This window comes from Streptococcus orisratti DSM 15617 (assembly GCF_000380105.1).
Classification (GTDB): domain Bacteria; phylum Bacillota; class Bacilli; order Lactobacillales; family Streptococcaceae; genus Streptococcus; species Streptococcus orisratti.
The window spans coordinates 62,263-81,127 of record NZ_KB904460.1 but is presented as its reverse complement, the minus strand read 5'-3'; the positions used below and the strand labels follow the sequence as shown (position 1 = coordinate 81,127).

The window sequence follows — 18,865 nt, the reverse complement described above, 5'->3', positions numbered from 1 at the left end:
AGATTTGGTTACCTAACCAAGTCTGAATCCTTTTATTGAAGAGTATGATTGATTTATATTTAAAACGTATTATTATTCACCAATTTAGTTCTAACGACACTGAATTAATTTTAGCAGATAATCTGCTGACACTAACACCTAGGATTGACGAGTATTTCCGGAAAAAATTAGCTAAAGTTTTTTCAGACGAAGCTAAACGTGGTCAATTTGATTCGGATAATGTCTTTTTATCATATCTGAGTGATGATTTGATGGAGACTTCGGTAAAAATTGCCCAGCTTTGGAAGGAAGAATTTGTCATTGCTGAAGATCCAAAAACCAACGATTTGATTTTTATTCAGTTTGACAAAGATGGTGTGGAATATTTTGCCTTCCTCCGTGTAGTCTTAAAAGAAAATTTTGCCCACTTTTCTGGCGATAGTCAGAGTCCGATCAAGGTCACTCAGAATAATCTACCTTCTGCGGCGCAAACCCCTGATGAAGCTTTGCTTATTAACCGACAAACAGGTCAATACTATTTGATTGAAAAGCGGATTAAGCATAATGGCAGTTTTGCTAATTATTTTTCAGAAAACTTACTTCAGGTTAAACCTGAGCAATCTGTTAAGAAATCCATTAAAATGGTTGAGCAGGCTGCACAAAAAATCGCTGAAAATTTCAATAAAGATGACTTTGCTTTCCAATCCAAAATGAAATCAGCTATCTACAAGAATTTGGAAGAGGAGCAGGAGTTATCACCTGAAAAATTAGCAGACCAACTTTTTGATGATAACCTAACCGCTCGCCTAACTTTTGTTGACCAGCTCAAAGAAAATATTCCGGAGCCTATAAAAGTAGCAGACATTGACCATTCTCGCCAAACTAAAAAGTTGGAAAATCAGAAATTGTCGCTATCAAACGGCATTCAACTGATTGTTCCAAATAGCGTCTATGAAGATGCTGATTCGGTAGAATTCATTCAAAACCAAGATGGAACTTATTCCATTTTGATAAAAAATATAGAGGACATTCAAAATAAATAATGTTTAAAGTTTTGAGACGAATTATTTCTCTTCTTTTGTTAGTTTTTATTGGCTATCAAACTTATGTCATCCATGAAAATGTTCACACTGTACTTCAATATAAAAGCATGGTAGAAGAAGTTTTAGATAATAATGACACCCAAGCTAATGTTGAGTTGGTACTAGCTATGATTTACACAGAAACTAAAGGTGGGGAGGTAGATGTCATGCAGTCTAGCGAAAGCTCTGATGGTGTCGCCAATTCTATCACTGATAGTCAAACAAGTATTAAGCAAGGGGTAACCTTGTTATCCAAGAATCTGGCTTTAGCCAACAAAGCAAAAGTTGATGTTTGGACGGCAGTGCAAGCCTACAATTTTGGGACTGCCTATATTGATTATGTTGCTAAAAATGGCGGGACAAACACCATTGAACTAGCAAAAGCCTATTCTCGTGATGTTGTTGCTCCAAGTTTAGGAAACACGACTGGTGAGACTTATTTTTATCGCCATCCCATTGCTCTTTTGTCTGGTGGAAAGCTCTATCGTAACGGTGGAAATATCTACTACTCACAAGAAGTACATTTTAATTTATTTTTGATTGAAATCATGAGCGCATTTTAAAGCGGTTATGATTTCTTAGAAAAGAGAATAATGAAAGATTTAAGTCGTTATTTTAAAGGGTACCTTAAGGAAACTATCTTAGGTCCCCTTTTCAAATTATTAGAGGCATCCTTTGAATTATTAGTGCCGATTATCATAGCTTTTATTGTTGATAAGACGATTCCAAGACAAGATAAGGGACATTTATACCTGATGCTCTTCCTTTTGGTTGTTTTAGCTTGTGTTGGTGTTGTGGTGGCTATTACGGCACAATATTTTTCAGCAAAATCAGCCGTAGGATATACACGTCAACTGACCAGAGATCTCTTTGCCAAGGTTATGTCACTAAGCAAGGAGGAACGCGATAGCTTGACAACATCAAGCTTGGTAACTCGTTTAACCAGTGATACTTTCCAGATTCAAACAGGTATCAACCAATTCTTGCGTCTCTTTCTTAGAGCACCTATTATTGTTTTTGGGGCAATCATCATGGCTTATCTTATTAGTCCTAAAATTACACTTTGGTTTTTAGTGATGGTAGCTGTCCTTTTTACAATCGTAGCTATTACCTCACGCCTTTTAAATCCACTTTACGGAAAAATCCGACAAACAACTGATAAAGTTGTCAATCTGACTCGCCAGCAACTTGAGGGGGTTAGAGTTATTCGTGCTTTTGGTCAGGTTGAACGTGAAGAAGAAAACTTTTCAGCACTCAATCAAGACTATACTAATTTGCAGCTACAAGCAGGAAGATTATCAACGTTGGTGACACCATTAACTTATTTAGTCGTCAATGTGACCTTGATCATCGTCATCTGGCAAGGAAATTTTCAAGTTCATCACAACCTGCTATCACAAGGAATGCTGATTGCATTGGTTAATTATCTGCTACAAATTTTAACAGAATTGCTCAAGCTGACCATGTTGATTACTTCGCTGAATCAGTCCTTCATCAGTGCTAAACGGATAACCGAGGTTTTTGAGAAACCCTCTGAAAATTTGGAACAAGAGTTTATTGAAGAATTATCTGACAAAAATTTGTCATTAGTCGTTGATGATGTGCAATTTTCTTATCCTAATGCTGGCGAACCAGCTTTGAAGCATTTATCTTTTGAGTTGCAACCTGGACAGTTTTTAGGAATTATTGGAGGAACAGGTGCTGGTAAGTCCACTTTGGTGCAGCTTCTAACTCATCTCTACCAACCACAAGAAGGCAGCTTGGCTATTTTTCGAAATAAAAAAACACCAAAATCGTTACGGGATTGGCGTTCGTGGGTTCATGTAGTACCGCAAAAAGCAGAGCTTTTCCAAGGAACAATTCGCTCCAATCTAACTCTTGGGGTTTCTCGTAATGTTTCAGACGAGGAACTTTGGAAAGCCTTGTCTATCGCGCAAGCTAGTGATTTTGTGAGCGAAAAAGAAGGTCAGTTGGATGCAGGAGTAGAAGCTTTTGGACGAAATTTCTCTGGCGGTCAGCGTCAACGTCTAACCATTGCTCGTGCCCTCGTAGAGCCTGCCCCTTTCTTGATTTTGGATGACTCAACCTCTGCTCTGGATTATCTAACAGAGGCTAAACTCCTCCAAGCCATTCATGACAAATTAGAAGGTGTCACTCTAATTTTAATTTCACAACGTACCAATAGTTTGAAAGCTGCGGACAAGATTTTACTTCTAAACAAGGGAGAGCAGTTAGGGTTTGCGTCGCATGAGGAACTTTTAGCAAGCAATTCTCTTTATCAAGCTATTCATTATTCCCAACATGAGAAAGGAGGCAGCTGATGAAAGCACGTCAACAATCAGATACTAGCAAACGTCTGATCAAAGACCTCCTATCACAAAAGAAAATCGTATTCCTATCCAGTCTAGGAACCATTGCACAAGTTAGCCTTACCGTTTACCTTCCTGTTTTAATCGGTAAGGCGGTTGACGTTGTCCTGAAACCACAAGCACTCAGCCTTATTTTGCCAATTCTTGGACGAATGGCTTTGGTTATCGGGCTCAATACGTTGGTTCAATGGTTTAATCCTCTACTCTATAACCGCCTTGTCTTTGGACTGATTTCAGACTTGCGTCAAAAAGTTATGCTGAAGCTTAACCAACTTCCTATTTCTTATTTAGATAAGAAAAGTATTGGTGATTTGGTCAGTCGGGTTACAACTGATACTGAGCAGCTCAGCAACGGTCTACTTATGGTTTTCAATCAATTTTTTGTTGGATTATTAACCATCCTATTCACTGTTATCACAATGGCAGAGATTGATTGGTTCATGTTGATTCTTGTGTTGGTTCTAACACCGCTTTCCCTTTTAGTTGCCCGTTTTATCGCTAACAAAAGCTATCATCTCTATCAAAATCAGACCCGATCACGTGGGCAGCAGACGCAATACATTGAAGAAATGATTCGTCAAGAAAGCCTGTTGCAAAATTTCAACGCCCAATCACAAACTATTAAACAGTTTGAAACTATCAATAATACTTACGCTGACTACTCACAAGGGGCGATTTTCTACTCCTCAACGGTCAACCCATCAACACGCTTCATCAACAGTCTGATTTATGCACTTCTGGCTGGAGTTGGAGCTCTGCGCATTATGTCAGGTGCTTTCACAGTTGGTCAACTCACAACCTTCCTCAACTACGTTAACCAATATACCAAACCTTTTAATGACATTTCCTCAGTATTGTCGGAAATGCAGAGCGCCATTGCTTGTGCAGAACGTCTTTATATGATTTTGGATGAAGAGGTTGTTGTTTTACAGCCTAAAGCAGAGCTAGATGAAGACAAAATTCTGGGGAAAGTCACTTTTGAACATGTGGCATTTAGCTACGATAAGTCCCTACCACTGATTACAGACCTATCCCTAACCATTCCAGCAGCTTCTAAAATCGCCATCGTTGGGCCAACGGGTGCTGGTAAGTCAACTCTCATCAATCTCCTTATGCGTTTCTACGAAGTGGATAAGGGACAAATTTTGCTGGATGGTGTCCCGACAACTAATTATTCTGTTGAAGAGCTACGGCAACAAATCGGTATGGTTCTGCAAGAAACTTGGCTCAAAACAGGAACCATTCATGAAAACATTGCTTATGGCAATCCTGATGCAAGTAGAGAAGAAGTTATTGCTGCTGCCAAGGCTGCAAATGCTGATTTCTTTATTCGTCAGTTGCTCAATGGCTATGATACCTTCTTAGCTGATGCAGGTAGTTCTCTGTCGCAAGGCCAGCGTCAGCTATTGACCATCGCACGTATCTTTGTTAAAGTCCCTAAAATCCTGATTTTGGACGAAGCAACTTCCTCTATTGATACACGGACAGAAGCGCTTATTCAAGAGGCCTTTGAAAAATTGATGAAAGGCAGGACTAGTTTTATCATCGCCCATCGCCTCTCAACCATTCGTACTGCTGATTTGATTTTGGTCATGGATAAGGGAAATATCGTTGAACACGGTACCCACGACCAACTCATGGCGCATAAAGGGATGTACTATAAGATGTTGATGGCACAAAATTGATATTGTTAATTTGATATAGAGTCTGAATTTAACACGAAAGAAGAAGTACAAGTAAATTGCATTTTATTCGGTTAAAATTAGCATTTACATGCTTTAATAAAATGAAATGAACAACTTTTTTATAATAAAGCATATTTAATAATTCAGTTCACAAAATATGTCATAATTTTCTGACTTTTTTCGTGTCAAATTATTGAAATAATTTTTAAATAGGATATAATAGAATTATCACTGTAAAAGGAGAATTAAAATTGACTAAACAATACAAAAATCTTGTCAATGGTGAGTGGAAGCTTTCAGCTGATGAAATTAAAATCTACGCACCTGCTACTGGTGAAGAATTAGGTTCTGTCCCAGCAATGAGTCCTGAAGAAGTTGATTATGTTTATGCTTCTGCAAAGGCTGCTCAGCCAGCTTGGCGTGCCCTATCTTACGCCGAACGTGCAGCTATTCTTCATAAAGCTGCTGATATTTTGGTGCGTGACGCTGAGAAGATTGGTGCAGTACTCTCTAAAGAAATTGCTAAAGGTTATAAGTCAGCCGTTAGTGAAGTTGTTCGTACAGCTGAAATCATCAATTATGCTGCTGAAGAAGGACTTCGCATGGAAGGTGAGGTTCTTGAAGGCGGAAGTTTTGAAGCTGCTAGCAAGAAAAAAATTGCGATTGTTCGTCGCGAACCAGTAGGTCTTGTACTTGCTATTTCACCATTCAACTATCCTATCAACCTCGCCGGTTCTAAAATTGCCCCTGCTCTCATCAGCGGTAATGTTGTAGCTCTTAAACCACCAACGCAAGGTTCAATTTCAGGCTTGCTTTTGGCAGAAGTCTTCGCTGAAGCCGGTGTTCCTGCTGGTGTGTTCAATACTATTACTGGACGTGGTTCTGTAATCGGGGACTACATTGTTGAACACAAAGCTGTGAACTACATCAATTTCACAGGTTCGACTCCAATTGGAGAAAATATCGGTCGTTTGGCTGGTATGCGTCCAATTATGCTAGAACTTGGTGGTAAAGATTCAGCAATTGTCCTGGAAGATGCTGACCTTGATTTGGCAGCCAAAAATATCGTTGCTGGCGCATTTGGTTACTCGGGCCAACGTTGTACAGCTGTTAAACGTGTCCTCGTCATGAATACTGTCGCTGACGAATTGGTAGCAAAAGTAACTGAGTTAACTAAAGCATTGACTGTTGGTATGCCAGAAGATGATGCAGATATCACTCCGTTGATTGATACTAAAGCTGCTGATTTTGTTGAAGGTCTTATCAAAGATGCGCTTGACAAAGGCGCTAAAGCAACAACTGATGTAAAACGCGAAGGAAATACAATCTATCCTGCAGTCTTTGATAATGTGACAACTGATATGGATTTGGCTTGGGAAGAACCATTCGGTCCAGTTTTACCATTTATTCGTGTCAACTCTGTTGAGGAAGCTATTGACTTGTCAAATCAATCTGAATATGGTTTGCAGGCTGCTGTCTTTACAAATAACTTCCCATTGGCCTTCAAGATTGCTGAACAGCTTGAAGTAGGTACTGTTCATATCAATAATAAAACACAACGTGGTACAGATAACTTCCCATTCTTAGGTGCTAAGAAATCTGGTGCTGGTACACAAGGTGTGAAATATTCTATTGAAGCTATGACTACTGTTAAGTCAACAGTCTTTGACATTGCCAAATAAGATGAATTTAGAGATGGACATATAGTACCATCTCTTTTTTGAGGCGTCATACTTCATAATTCTCTTGATATGGCTGCCTGATTTATACTCTTCGGAAATATATCTAAACATTCCTCGTTGACTTAATTTGAGGAATTCCAGTTCTATCTTCATTGGTGTCACCTACTGATTTTAGCTAAGTATGAAAAGAAGTCAAGAAATAGCGTAAGATTTACCTGAAAGGATATATGTATTTTTTTGTGAAGTGATGAGCATATTTCTTGTAAGCGTTTTAGAGCTATGGTATATTAGTAAGGTAAAACAAATATAATTCTGAAAAGAGGATTTTACTTATGTCTAAAATCGTTGTTATTGGTGCAAACCATGCTGGTACAGCCTGTATCAAAACTATGTTGACTAACTATGGAGATGCTAATGAAATTGTTGTTTTTGATCAAAATTCTAACATTTCATTTTTAGGTTGCGGTATGGCCCTTTGGATTGGTGAACAAATTTCTAGTGGAGACGGTCTTTTCTATTCAAATAAAGAAGAACTGGAAAAATTAGGCGCAAAGGTTTATATGAATTCACCTGTTTCAACAATTGATTACGAAACAAAGACGGTGACGGCACTTGTTGATGGTAAAGAACATGTTGAGACTTATGATAAATTGATTTTTGCAACAGGTTCACAACCAGTTTTGCCGCCAATTAAAGGGGCAGCTATCAAAGAAGGCTCACTTGAATTTGAAGCAACCTTAAAAAATCTTCAATTTGTTAAACTTTACCAAAATGCTGCTGATGTTATCGAAAAATTAAAAGATGAAGATATCAAACGTGTCGCAGTTGTTGGTGCGGGTTATATTGGCGTTGAACTAGCAGAAGCATTCCAACGCAAGGGCAAAGAAGTTGTCCTTATTGACGTAGCGGATACTTGTCTAGCTGGTTACTATGACCGTGACTTGACAGATAAGATGTCTAAAAATTTGGAAGACCATGGCATCAAGCTAGCCTTTGGTGAAACTGTTAAAGAAGTTGCTGGCACAGATAAGGTTGAAAAAATTATCACTGATAAGAATGAATACGACGTTGATATGGTCATTCTTGCTGTCGGCTTCCGACCTAATACAGCATTTGCAGGTGAAGGTATTGAACGTTTCCGCAATGGTGCTTTCTTAGTTAACAAACATCAAGAAACCTCTATCCCTGGTGTTTATGCTATTGGTGATTGTGCTACAATTTATGATAATGCAACCAGAGACACAAATTACATCGCCCTAGCGTCCAATGCGGTACGTACGGGTATCGTTGCAGCACATAATGCATGTGGAACAGAACTTGAGGGGATTGGTGTCCAAGGTTCAAATGGTATTTCTATTTATGGTTTAAATATGGTTTCAACTGGTTTGACACTGGAAAAAGCTAGGCGTCTGGGATTTGATGCTGTCGTTACGGAATATACAGATAATCAAAAACCAGAATTTATGGAACACAGTAATTTCCCTGTAACCATCAAGATTGTCTATGATAAGGACTCACGTCGTATCTTGGGCGCTCAACTAGCTTCTACTGAGGATATTTCAATGGGGATCCACATGTTCTCTCTTGCCATTCAAGAAGGGGTTACAATTGAAAAACTAGCTCTGACAGATATTTTCTTCTTGCCACATTTCAATAAACCATATAACTATATCACTATGGCAGCGCTTGGTGCAAAGGATTAATACTCTTTGAGAATCAAACCATCACATTGTTGAGTCACTTCTCTGTATAGCAGCAGGTCTCTGGTCTGATTTTGATAATGACATTCTAAAAACGGCTTTTAAAGCCGTTTTTTAGTTGTGATAAGATTATTTTGGCTCATTGTCAACTGTAGTGGGGTGACAGTGGGCCTAAAAATAGCCCCCAAAAGTTAGACAGAAAAAGTAACTTCTTGGGGGCAACATATGTCTGCGTGACGTTTTTTACCACTGTGAAAATTACAGAGATGGAGAGACGAACTCAACCTCTAGATAATAGCTAGCTAGGACAACATATTATTTTACAAAGGCATTGATTTCTGCCTCGATATTTGCAATCTTGGTTTCTGCATCAGTAAGATCTGTACCAACTGTTGCAATGTAGAATTTAATTTTTGGTTCTGTTCCTGAAGGACGTACAGCAAACCAAGAATCATCCGCAAGAGTGTATTTAAGGACATTGCTTGGAGGAGTTGTTAATTTTTCAACACCAGCAGCAGTAGTTGCCGTTTGTGCCTGGAAGTCTTCTGTTTTAACGATATCAGTATTGTTAAATTGTTTTGGTGCATTGTCACGGAATTTATCCATAATCTTCTTAATTTCAGCGGCACCATCAACACCTGACAGAGTAACAGAAATGGTCTTTTCAGCAAAATAGCCGTATTCCTTGTAAATTTCATCAATACCATCTGCCAATGTCAAACCACGTGAACGGTAATAAGCTGCAATTTCAGCCACAATCAAAACGGCCTGAATAGCATCTTTGTCACGTACAAATGGTTTGATAAGGTAGCCGAAGCTTTCTTCAAAACCAAACATGTAAGTATGATTATGTTTTTCTTCGAATTCTTGAATCTTTTCAGCGATGAATTTAAATCCTGTCAAGACATTAAACATGGTTGCACCATAGCTTTCGGCAATCTTCGTTACCAACTCAGTTGACACAATTGATTTAGCAAGTGCGGCATTGTCAGGAAGTGTTCCTGCAGTTTTATGTGCTTCCAAGATATATTTAGCAATGATTGCACCAATTTGGTTACCGGATAGATTCTTATATGAGCCGTCTGGTTGACGAATCTCAACACCGAGGCGGTCAGCATCTGGGTCAGTTGCTACAAGTACATCAGCGTCTACTTGGCGACCAATCTCTTCTGCAAGTGCAAAGGCAGCTTGGCTTTCTGGATTTGGTGATTTGACAGTTGAGAAATCAGGATCAGGATTTGCTTGCGCTTCAACAACTTGAACAGACTCAAATCCTGCTTGAGCCAAAGCACGGCGTGCAAGCATTTCACCTGTACCATGAAGAGGTGTATAAACAATCTTCATGTCTTTACCATATTCGTCAATTAATTTTTGGTTAATGTTAACATCTTTAACTTCTTTAAGGTATTCAACATCAACAGCTTCACCAATGACTGTAATGAGACCAGAAGCCTTAGCTTCTTCAAGGTCAGCTAATTCAACAGCAAATGGGTTATCGATGGCACGAATAAAGTCTGTCAAGGCATCAGCATCAGCAGGTGGCATTTGTCCCCCATCTTCGCCATAAACTTTATAACCGTTAAATGGAGCAGGGTTGTGACTTGCAGTTACCATGATACCAGCAAATGCTCCCAAATGACGTACTGCGAATGATAGTTCTGGAGTTGGGCGAAGAGATTCAAAAACATAAGATTTGATACCATGTTTAGCCAAAACTTGAGCAGATTCAAAGGCAAATTCAGGAGAGAAGTGACGTGAATCGTATGCAATAGCAACACCACGAGCTTTAGTCGCTTCATCTTTTGTTTCGATCAACTTAGCCAAGCCTTCAGTCGCTTGACGAACAACATAGATATTAATGCGGTTTGTACCTGCACCGATATAACCACGCATACCCGCAGTACCAAATTCAAGATTGGTATAAAAGGCATCTTCTTTTGTTTTTTCGTCCATGGCTACCAGCTCTTCGCGAAGATAGTCTGGAAGTTCGGCGAAATTAAGCCATTTTTGATAATTTTCAGTGTAAGTCATAAAATGCAACTCCTCCTAAAAAGAAACCTCAACAGTAAGTTTGCCTTGCTGAGATGTTCGAATTATGATTTTCTAATCGCTTTCATTATACCATTATGTAAGAAAAAAATCACGCTTTTCCGTGATTTTCATAAATTATTTTTTAATTTTCAGTAAACTTGGAACTAACACTAGTGTGATGATTGCCGAAATAATCATTTCAATAAGGGCATTAGCACCAAAAACAACAGCTAGAAGAGCTTTTATATCGCCATTGTAAACACTTGAAAAGAGAATGAAAATACCACCAAGTACAAAGAGGGTGTTTGTCATTGACCCAACAGCGCCAGCCAGAGTCAAACCTACTTTATTGCGCAGCCATTTATAGATGAAATACGGTGTGACTCCAATAAGAATACGAGGCACCATGGCGATAATCAGCGAAGCTATTGTCCCATTTTCAACAAAAGGTGAAAAGAGATAGCTGGTTGGAAGTAGAACAACGGTGTTAGTCACTACACTGATAATTCCCATAAGCCCACCGAGAATTGCTCCGATACGCGGGCCATAGATAATGGAAGCAACTATGACAGGAATATGGATCAATGTTGGTTTAATAGGCACTGGCCAAAGATTAAAAATCATGCTAGTCAAGAAATGGATGACCAACATGACAGCAAAAAAGATGGCAATAGTTGCCACGTTAGATGATTTTTTAGATTTCATAGTTTTCTCCTATTTCTTTTGTTAACCTTTTAGATTAACTGGTTTATATTATATGACTTTATAGGTGTCTTGACAAGTGCTTTTCATATAGAAAATAACTATGACTAGTTATAAAATAGCTTGTACCGCCTTTAAAATAGTTGTTAAATCAGCTAATGCACCTCGTCCAACATCGCCACATGCTAACCGACTAGAGCGAGGAACAATTTCCTGATAACCTACCTCATGTAATTGTTTTAAATTGTTTTGCGTTATAGGATTATCATACATTTTCGTATTCATTGCAGGTGCTATAAGCTTAGGTGTCTTTGTTGGAAGAGCAAGAGCAGTCGCAGTAACCATATTGTCAGCAAAACCATACGCTAGATGAGCTATCGTGTTAGCAGAAGCAGGGGCAAGCAAAAATAAATCTGCCTGTTTTGCTAGTTCTATATGATTGATAATTTGTGGCTTATCTTCTGTCATGACATCTAAGTAAACGGGATTTTTTGATAAGACTTGCAGTGTCAGTGGTGTGATAAACTTTGTGGCTGCCTCAGTCATTAGAACATGAACATCATATCCCAATTTGGTTAGTTGATTGGTTAAGTCTGCTGCTTTATAGGCCGATATTGAGCCTGATACAGCTAATAATATTGTCTTAGTCATCTGTTGTTACCTTTTTGTAGAGTAGTTTTGCAATAGCTTCCTTAGTCCAAACTTCCTCAACACTTTCTTCAGACAACAGAAAAGCATGGTGTTGATTAGGAGTAATTTCTGTCAAATCATTTGCCAGAATATAACTGGCTTTATTTTTTTGTAGGCTTTCGCGGGCAACATTAAGTAATTCTTCTTTTGTCACTCCGACTAAAAGTTTGAAGCCAATTAATTGAATCAGGGGATTCCAATCTTTTACAAGACTGATAAGTTTAGGCGTTTTTTTAAGGAACAGCACTTGATAGTCAGATTTTGAAGAAATCTTATTTTCAGTATTTTTTTTGGTTAGTAGCTGAGCGATGTTGTCAGATTTCTCTACTTCGCAAAGATCTGTCATGTAAACAGGCGTATAATCAGAGACAGCCATGCTATGAATGAGTACCTGATGTGTTTTGACAAGTGGTTTTAAAGTATCCATGAGAGTAGCAACGTTATCCACAATATATACTTTCAAATTTGGATTTTCCGCTGGTTTAACAGCAGATTTTGTAGTCACCAGACTTACCTCATGTCCATTATTTAAAAAAAGTTCAGCAATATATTTTCCTAAAGTGCCAGTTGAATGGTTGGTGATTCCGCGAACAGCATCAATTTTTTCTGTTGTGCCACCTGAAGTAATCAAAATTTTCATAGTTGTATTTTACAAAAAAACGCTTCCGAAAGCAACTATTTGGAGATTTTCAAACTTATCCTTAAACATGAAAGTAAAGAGAATATCATTTTGTGTCAGAGCGTGTAACATAGAACCGAAGCACATCAAATCAGGGTAACAATATCTGATTTCCTATAAAATCGAATAGAGGAAGTTTAAGGTTTCTTTGAGGGATTTTTTAGGAAAAGTTCAGTTGAGTTAGGTAGAATAGTTGCAACTTAAATCGAAAGGATTGACATATTATGAGATTTCTAAAGCGGCATGGTTACGCTATCCTATTTTCTACAATCTTGTTAGGGGCGAATACCTATTCGCTACTTAAGGTCTTTGTACTCCCTTCAGCCATTTCAACAGTAACAGCTACCACATCCTCGTCAACTAATTCAGTAAGTAGTACGGCCTCTAGTTCAACTGGTCAAGTGACGCAGAGTGATACTTCTTATCAGGACGACAATATTTCCGTGACAATTACAACGGGACAAACCAGTGATACGACCTATTATGTGGCTGATATTACGCTTTCTAGTGCAGACTATTTGAAAACAGCTTTAGCCCAAAATACCTTTGGAACCAACATTACTGAGACCACCTCAAATATTGCATCAGAAAATAATGCCATTTTTGCAATCAATGGCGATTACTATGGTGCCAATGAGACTGGGTATGTCATCAAAAACGGTGTCATTTATAGGAGTACATCGCGTCAAAGCGATTACGATGATTTAGCTATCTATTCGGATGGGCATTTTGAAACCTTCAATGAAAGTGATACCACTACGCAAGAATTACTTGATTCTGGTGTTGTTAATACCTTCGCTTTCAGTCCTACTCTAGTAGAGAATGGAAAAATTGCAGTTTCTGAATCAGAAGAAGTCGGTCAGGCCATGACTGATAATCCACGTACAGCTATTGGTATAATTGAAACTGACGATGGCAGTCTTCACTACATTGTGATTGTTTCAGATGGGCGGACAAGTGAGTCTTCGGGTCTGACACTTTATGAAATGGCAGAACTGATGACTTCATATGGTGTGACAACGGCATACAACCTCGACGGTGGTGGCTCATCTACCATGTATTTTAACGGTCAGGTGGTTAATAAACCAACGACAAATGGTAATAGGATTTCAGAAAGGGCGGTGAGTGATATTGTTTACATCGGTTACTAAAAAAACATTTGGAAAAGCTAGTCTGATTTACTTTGGTTTGACTATATTCTTAATCATTTTTACGATTGTTTATGAAAAATTCAGCTTTGGAGAATCATCACTCTACATGAGAGGGATGTTTATAGCACCGTTAGTTGCTGCTGTTATTTCTTTTTTATCAGGTTTCAATCTTAGTTGGATTAAAACACGGGCGTCTCTCTTACTTTTTAATTCAGCCATCGCTGTGATAGTTAGCGCTTGTTTAATTAAAGGAATTGTGGAAGTCTCAGGACGAACAACAACTGTTGATATGCCTTATTGGTATGTGGCAGTAGGATTTCTCGCTGTAAGCCTTCTAACGGGTTTTGCAAAAACAAAATAAACTACAAGATTTGGACAGGTTCACATTAGAACCTGTTTTTTTTACTCACTACTGACTGCGATTCTTTTTCTTGAGAAGGAGATAACCACTGTTAAGCAACAATTTCTACTACATTAAAAATCAAATTCAAATCTAGCTGACACGACGTTCACTATATTTCCAATCTTCAACAATCTTTTACCAAACTATCGAGTCTAGTCTGATTTTAATGGAGATATGAAGTATTTTTCGACTCCTAATTTGAGAAGCGCTAACTTAAAGCTGACTTATGATCTTAATAAGGTTGTTTTTTGCCGTTCCCAAAGTAATTACGCTAGGAGATTAAAAATTTTAGCGCAACATAAAATTATAAAAGACGAAAGAGTGCCTATTTAGCACAAATGTTTACATAAATTGATTTATGTAAAATAAATAAGCTTAGACAAAAATGTCTAGCTTATTCTTATTCTTATTGTGTTTGTGTTGTTTTAGCTGTGAGACGAGCAGTAGTCCATATTTGATAGTCTGTTATAATGTCAAGTTCTCCAATATTAACGAATCAGTTTCTGACTAGCAAGTTTTCATTTTTACCCTCTTATAGGTTTTTCTTCTTTTTGCCCTTTCGAGTTAATACAATATCGGGATTATCAAGATGTGAGGAACAATTTTGTATAAATTGGAAATCTGTTATAGAAGGTTTTAAGTCAATTTCATAAACGAATTTTAAGCGTCCTCCTGACGACTGACTGTTGATAGATACTAGCTCACAAGTTGTACAAGACTTTGAAAGCAAGTCTTCAATTTGAGTTTCAATCAATTGATTATTATTAACGGTTAGTGTTAGGTGACGTCTAGTTTGACTTTCTGAAATTATTTTTAGGTTTTCTAAAGTGAACCAGACTAGGAGAAGAAGGAGAGTTGTCGTGATGGCTAAGAACAAATATCCCATTCCCGAGGCAATTCCTATAATCATAGATAGGAAAATTGCCAGCAATTCTCGAGAGCCACTTGTGGCTGAACGGAAACGTATCAAAGTGAATGCTCCAGCCACAGCAACTCCAGTCCCAAGGTTTCCATTGACAAGGAAGATGATAAGCGCTATTAGACTGGGTAAAATAGTGAGTGTAATCACGAATTCTCTGGTATAGAAGGTACGATATTTGTAAACCCAGGCTAAGCAAGCTCCGAGAAGAAGACTGCAAAGTAAGGCTATCAATAGCATTCCTGCATCCACAGTTGTTGTCGAATTGGTAAAAACACTATTAAATAAGGTTGAGGTCATCTTACCACTTCCTTAAACCGAGAGGATGCCTTGTGATTTGCGATAGGCATTGCTATACTTCGAAAATTTTTCAGCCGTAATGGCGTGCTTGTCTAAAATTTCTTTCAACCAATGAGGTTGGTGTCCTGGTGCTTTGATTTCCATAATGACATGGTTATTATCCAATAAAGGGTAACCCGCTTTCCCATCAAAGAGACTGACATTTCTATCTCTATAGGTTAGATTTTGGTCAATTGTCAAACGGATATTACTTGCTGAATGTCCTTTTATGGTATGCTTTTCCTTAAAGGAAAGACGATCGTAGCAAATTAACATGCGCGGTTTCAAATTAGAGTATCGTTGCCGCAACTCTTGAATTTCTTCAATAAGTGCATGGTCGGTGATACGAGAATCTACAGCTCCATCCGTGATGAGTTGATTAATAGCATCGGGTTCAGATACCAGACGAAACTTATGGCCTACTCCGTTTCTATCTTTTTTCTTAATTTCTAAAAAAACCTGGCTATCTAACTGCGGATTGGGATTATAAGTGCGCATACGAACTTTTTCACGCATATTTTTCTTAGCGATAGCATCTTTTATCATATCAAAATTTTCATTATCAAAGTAGATTGTCATAATAGAAGATGTTGGGTAATCATCTTCAACCATATATTCTTTAAGGTCAGAGATGATAGCGTCTCGTTCATCTTTGGTTAAAATATACTTAGTTTCAATGCGTTTAAATTTAGTTTCTAATTGTTTTGCCATAGAGGCCTCCTTAGGTATAATTGCACATCTCAATCATCTGATTGTTAAGTGATGAACCAAGTATAGGAAAGTTTTCTTGATGGATTCTTAAAAAGAGTTTTAATTTTTATGGTTTAAGGTTTCTACAAGAAAACTTTCAGGAATCTTTCAGACATGGTCCGTATGATAAGAGTAGATAAAAGAACGGAGGAATCGTATGACAATTAAGAAAAAGTCAACACTCAACTACTTACTACTATGTGCAACATCGCTTACTCTGCTTGCGGCATGTTCAACAACGACAAATTCTGGAACAACATCAACAAAAACATCAACCAGTGCTTCGGCAACGACGACATCAACAAAACAGACATCGAGTAGTTCTGATCATTTTACCAGTGCTGATTATGAGACATCCTATGATGAAAGCACAGCTTCAAAAATTACATTAAATGGTTCATCGGCTAAGGTATCTGGTGACGGAGTAGCAGTTAGCGGTTCTACAGTTACCATTTCTAAAGCTGGAACTTATGTTATTTCAGGTGAATCAGATGGTGTACAAATACAAATTGCAGCAGGCTCTGAAGATGATGTACATATTGTTTTGAATGGTGTAACAATGAGTTCAACCAGCGCAGTAATTTCTGCTACTCAGGCAGGTCGTGTCTATGTAACCTTGGCTGATGGTAGCACCAATACTTTGTCTGACTCCTCTTCAAATACAGATGAAGATGCCGATGCTGCTCTCTTTTCTAAGGTTGATTTAACTATCAATGGGTCTGGTACACTTAATGTTAATGGAAAGACGAATAATGGAATCAAGGCAAATGATACTCTTCATATCACTGGCGGTACTTATAACATTACTTCGGTGGGAGATGCCTTCAATGTAAATGATGAATTAAATATCGCTAATGCGACAATGACAATTGATGCTAAAGAGGATGCTGTCAAAGTGGATAATGATGAGGATACAAGCGTTGGAAATATGTATCTTGCTGATAATACAATGACAATCACAGCGGGAGATGATGCCATTCACGCTTCAGGAAATCTAGTGATCGATAGTGGCACCTATACCATCAAGGAATCTACTGAAGGAATTGAAGGGAAATCAGTAACCATTAACGATGGAAAGATTGACTTATATGCCACTGATGATGGTATCAATGCTGCCAATGCCTCAGCTTCATCAGATGAAATCTTTGTCACAATCAATGGTGGTGACATCACTATTGAAATGGCTTCTGGAGATACAGATGCGGTTGATTCAAATGGTAATCTGACAGTAACAGGAGGCAATATAAACATTACTGCCCAATTTGCATTTGACTTTGACGGTACAGTGTCTTATACAGGTGGAACTGTAACAGTTAATGGCGAAAATCAAACTGAAATTGTTGCTGACGGCCCTGGTGGGGGCGGCGGAGGCCAAAGAGGATTTGGTCCAAGATAGGGCGAACTCATATCTATTGTAATTGAGCTCAAACCTTTATGGATGCGGTTCGCTTCATTTTCAACTTTAAACAGTTTGATTATTATCTACATTGAGAATAAGGTGAAGTCATAAGAAAAGTTTCATTTAGGATGCTACCTGATGAAAATCAAGTGCGATGAAAATCTAAAGTTATTAATACGCTGATGGCCTAAGTTTATATCGTTTTGGTTTTTGAAGAGTATCACATGAAAGGAGGTTGGTCTATGTATATTATTATTCCAGCCTATGAACCCGATCAGCGACTTGTGAAAGTCGTAGCAGACATTAAGAATCAACTTCCTCAAGCTCACATCATTCTAATAAATGATGGAAGTAGCCCTTTATATCAAAATTTTTATGACGATAGCCAAAGGTTAGGGGCAACAGTTCTAAAACATTCGGAAAATCGTGGAAAAGGAGCGGCTTTAAAAACAGTATTTAGCTATATTGCAAAAGTTAATAAAAGCCAAGATGTCATGATTACTGTTGACAGTGATGGTCAGCATCTTATTAAAGACATTATTAGTGTTGCTAAGACTATCAAGCAAAATCCAAATTATATTGTGCTTGGGGCGCGTGCTTTTGTTGGAAAGGTTCCTGCTCGCAGCCGTTTTGGAAATCGTATGACTGCTCTGCTATTTTCCATAGTGACAGGACAAAAAGTTTCGGATACACAGACAGGACTTCGCGGTTTATCCACTGACCTCATTCCTTGGTTGCTAAAACTGAGAGGAGAGCGGTTTGAATATGAATTTAATATGCTTTTAGAGGCAAAACAAAGTGGGCACTTCATTCGTGAAGTTCCTATAGAAACGGTTTATCTTGAAAATAATAAAAGTTCTCATTTCAGGCCTATTCGAGATTCGATTCGCATTTACAGCCCTTTCTTAAAATTTTCAGGGACGGCAATGTTATCAGCGATTATTGATGCTCTTGCTTTGTTTATCTTAGTTGCCTTGACGCATAATCTTTTGCTTTCTGTTATTTTGGCGCGTGTTATTAGTTCAAGTACACAATGTTTACTTAACGCTAAAGTTGTTTTCAATCGAACTAGTCCGCTTTTTAAATCAGCGGTTCGCTATTTTATGCTGGTATTGGTCATCATGACTTGCAACTATTTCATGATTAAAGCTATGGTTGGTATAGGAATTGGTTTGGTCATTGCAAAACTTTTGACAGAGACTATCTTATTCTTAGTTAGTTACCGTGTACAGAATTCACTTGTTTTCACCTAAAAAAACTAAATGAGAAACAAAAAACGAACAATATTGATTAAAAAGTTAAAAA

Annotated in this window: 16 protein-coding genes; 10 read left to right on the top strand and 6 right to left on the bottom strand. The window is 38.0% G+C overall.

The features are described from left to right. The first annotated feature begins 44 nt into the window (after positions 1-44). The 6 genes from A3I7_RS0104360 (at position 45) to nox (ending at position 8,500) form a co-directional block, all read left to right on the top strand. Complete coding sequence (locus A3I7_RS0104360; RefSeq protein ID WP_018375561.1) at positions 45-1,022, top strand: nucleoid-associated protein; 978 nt, start codon at positions 45-47, stop codon at positions 1,020-1,022. Beyond that, a complete protein-coding gene (locus A3I7_RS0104355; protein WP_018375560.1) occupies positions 1,022-1,624 on the top strand; it encodes a lysozyme family protein in 603 nt (200 codons plus the stop codon). The genes A3I7_RS0104360 and A3I7_RS0104355 overlap by 1 nt, the downstream gene beginning before the upstream one ends. Before the next feature lie 30 nt (positions 1,625-1,654). Next, positions 1,655-3,382 carry an ABC transporter ATP-binding protein gene (locus tag A3I7_RS0104350; protein ID WP_018375559.1) on the top strand — a complete coding sequence of 576 codons (1,728 nt, stop codon included), beginning with the start codon at positions 1,655-1,657 and terminating at the stop codon, positions 3,380-3,382. Further along, the gene (locus A3I7_RS0104345; protein WP_018375558.1) at positions 3,382-5,115 is read left to right on the top strand and encodes an ABC transporter ATP-binding protein; all 1,734 of its coding nucleotides are present in this window, start codon (positions 3,382-3,384) and stop codon (positions 5,113-5,115) included. The genes A3I7_RS0104350 and A3I7_RS0104345 overlap by 1 nt, the downstream gene beginning before the upstream one ends. Positions 5,116-5,366: 251 nt before the next feature. After that, the gene (locus A3I7_RS0104340) at positions 5,367-6,797 is read left to right on the top strand and encodes an NADP-dependent glyceraldehyde-3-phosphate dehydrogenase (RefSeq protein ID WP_018375557.1); all 1,431 of its coding nucleotides are present in this window, start codon (positions 5,367-5,369) and stop codon (positions 6,795-6,797) included. A gap of 332 nt (positions 6,798-7,129) precedes the next feature. Next, a complete protein-coding gene (nox, locus tag A3I7_RS0104335) occupies positions 7,130-8,500 on the top strand; it encodes a H2O-forming NADH oxidase (RefSeq protein WP_018375556.1) in 1,371 nt (456 codons plus the stop codon). 312 nt (positions 8,501-8,812) lie between these two features. Here the strand turns inward: nox and A3I7_RS0104330 are convergent, their stop codons facing one another. The 4 genes from A3I7_RS0104330 to A3I7_RS0104315 form a co-directional block, all read right to left on the bottom strand. Continuing rightward, positions 8,813-10,528, bottom strand: coding sequence for a phospho-sugar mutase (locus A3I7_RS0104330; RefSeq protein WP_018375555.1), 1,716 nt, complete (start codon positions 10,526-10,528; stop codon positions 8,813-8,815). Positions 10,529-10,663: 135 nt separating this feature from the next. Continuing rightward, positions 10,664-11,233 carry an ECF transporter S component gene (locus A3I7_RS0104325; protein ID WP_018375554.1) on the bottom strand — a complete coding sequence of 190 codons (570 nt, stop codon included), beginning with the start codon at positions 11,231-11,233 and terminating at the stop codon, positions 10,664-10,666. A gap of 108 nt (positions 11,234-11,341) precedes the next feature. Beyond that, positions 11,342-11,881, bottom strand: a complete 540-nt coding sequence (gene coaC / locus A3I7_RS0104320; protein ID WP_018375553.1) for a phosphopantothenoylcysteine decarboxylase — start codon at positions 11,879-11,881, stop codon at positions 11,342-11,344. Then, a complete protein-coding gene (locus A3I7_RS0104315) occupies positions 11,874-12,560 on the bottom strand; it encodes a phosphopantothenate--cysteine ligase (protein ID WP_018375552.1) in 687 nt (228 codons plus the stop codon). Before A3I7_RS0104315 ends, coaC begins: the two co-directional genes overlap by 8 nt. Before the next feature lie 263 nt (positions 12,561-12,823). Here A3I7_RS0104315 and A3I7_RS0104310 point away from each other — a divergent pair, with 263 nt between their 5' ends. Together A3I7_RS0104310 and A3I7_RS0104305 are read left to right on the top strand one after the other, a co-directional pair. Next, positions 12,824-13,750, top strand: coding sequence for a phosphodiester glycosidase family protein (locus A3I7_RS0104310; protein WP_018375551.1), 927 nt, complete (start codon positions 12,824-12,826; stop codon positions 13,748-13,750). After that, on the top strand, positions 13,731-14,111 hold the full coding sequence (locus A3I7_RS0104305) for a hypothetical protein (RefSeq protein WP_018375550.1): 381 nt from the start codon (positions 13,731-13,733) through the stop codon (positions 14,109-14,111). Before A3I7_RS0104310 ends, A3I7_RS0104305 begins: the two co-directional genes overlap by 20 nt. Before the next feature lie 574 nt (positions 14,112-14,685). Here the strand turns inward: A3I7_RS0104305 and A3I7_RS0104300 are convergent. Both A3I7_RS0104300 and A3I7_RS0104295 read right to left on the bottom strand, forming a co-directional pair. After that, positions 14,686-15,372, bottom strand: a complete 687-nt coding sequence (locus tag A3I7_RS0104300) for a DUF4956 domain-containing protein (RefSeq protein WP_018375549.1) — start codon at positions 15,370-15,372, stop codon at positions 14,686-14,688. 12 nt (positions 15,373-15,384) lie between these two features. Continuing rightward, positions 15,385-16,122, bottom strand: a complete 738-nt coding sequence (locus A3I7_RS0104295) for a polyphosphate polymerase domain-containing protein (RefSeq protein WP_018375548.1) — start codon at positions 16,120-16,122, stop codon at positions 15,385-15,387. A 196-nt stretch (positions 16,123-16,318) separates the two neighbouring features. Between A3I7_RS0104295 and A3I7_RS0104290 the strand changes: the two genes are divergently transcribed. Both A3I7_RS0104290 and A3I7_RS0104285 read left to right on the top strand, forming a co-directional pair. Continuing rightward, the gene (locus A3I7_RS0104290) at positions 16,319-17,557 is read left to right on the top strand and encodes a carbohydrate-binding domain-containing protein (protein ID WP_018375547.1); all 1,239 of its coding nucleotides are present in this window, start codon (positions 16,319-16,321) and stop codon (positions 17,555-17,557) included. A 245-nt stretch (positions 17,558-17,802) separates the two neighbouring features. After that, on the top strand, positions 17,803-18,813 hold the full coding sequence (locus tag A3I7_RS0104285; RefSeq protein ID WP_018375546.1) for a glycosyltransferase: 1,011 nt from the start codon (positions 17,803-17,805) through the stop codon (positions 18,811-18,813). Positions 18,814-18,865 lie beyond the last annotated feature (52 nt).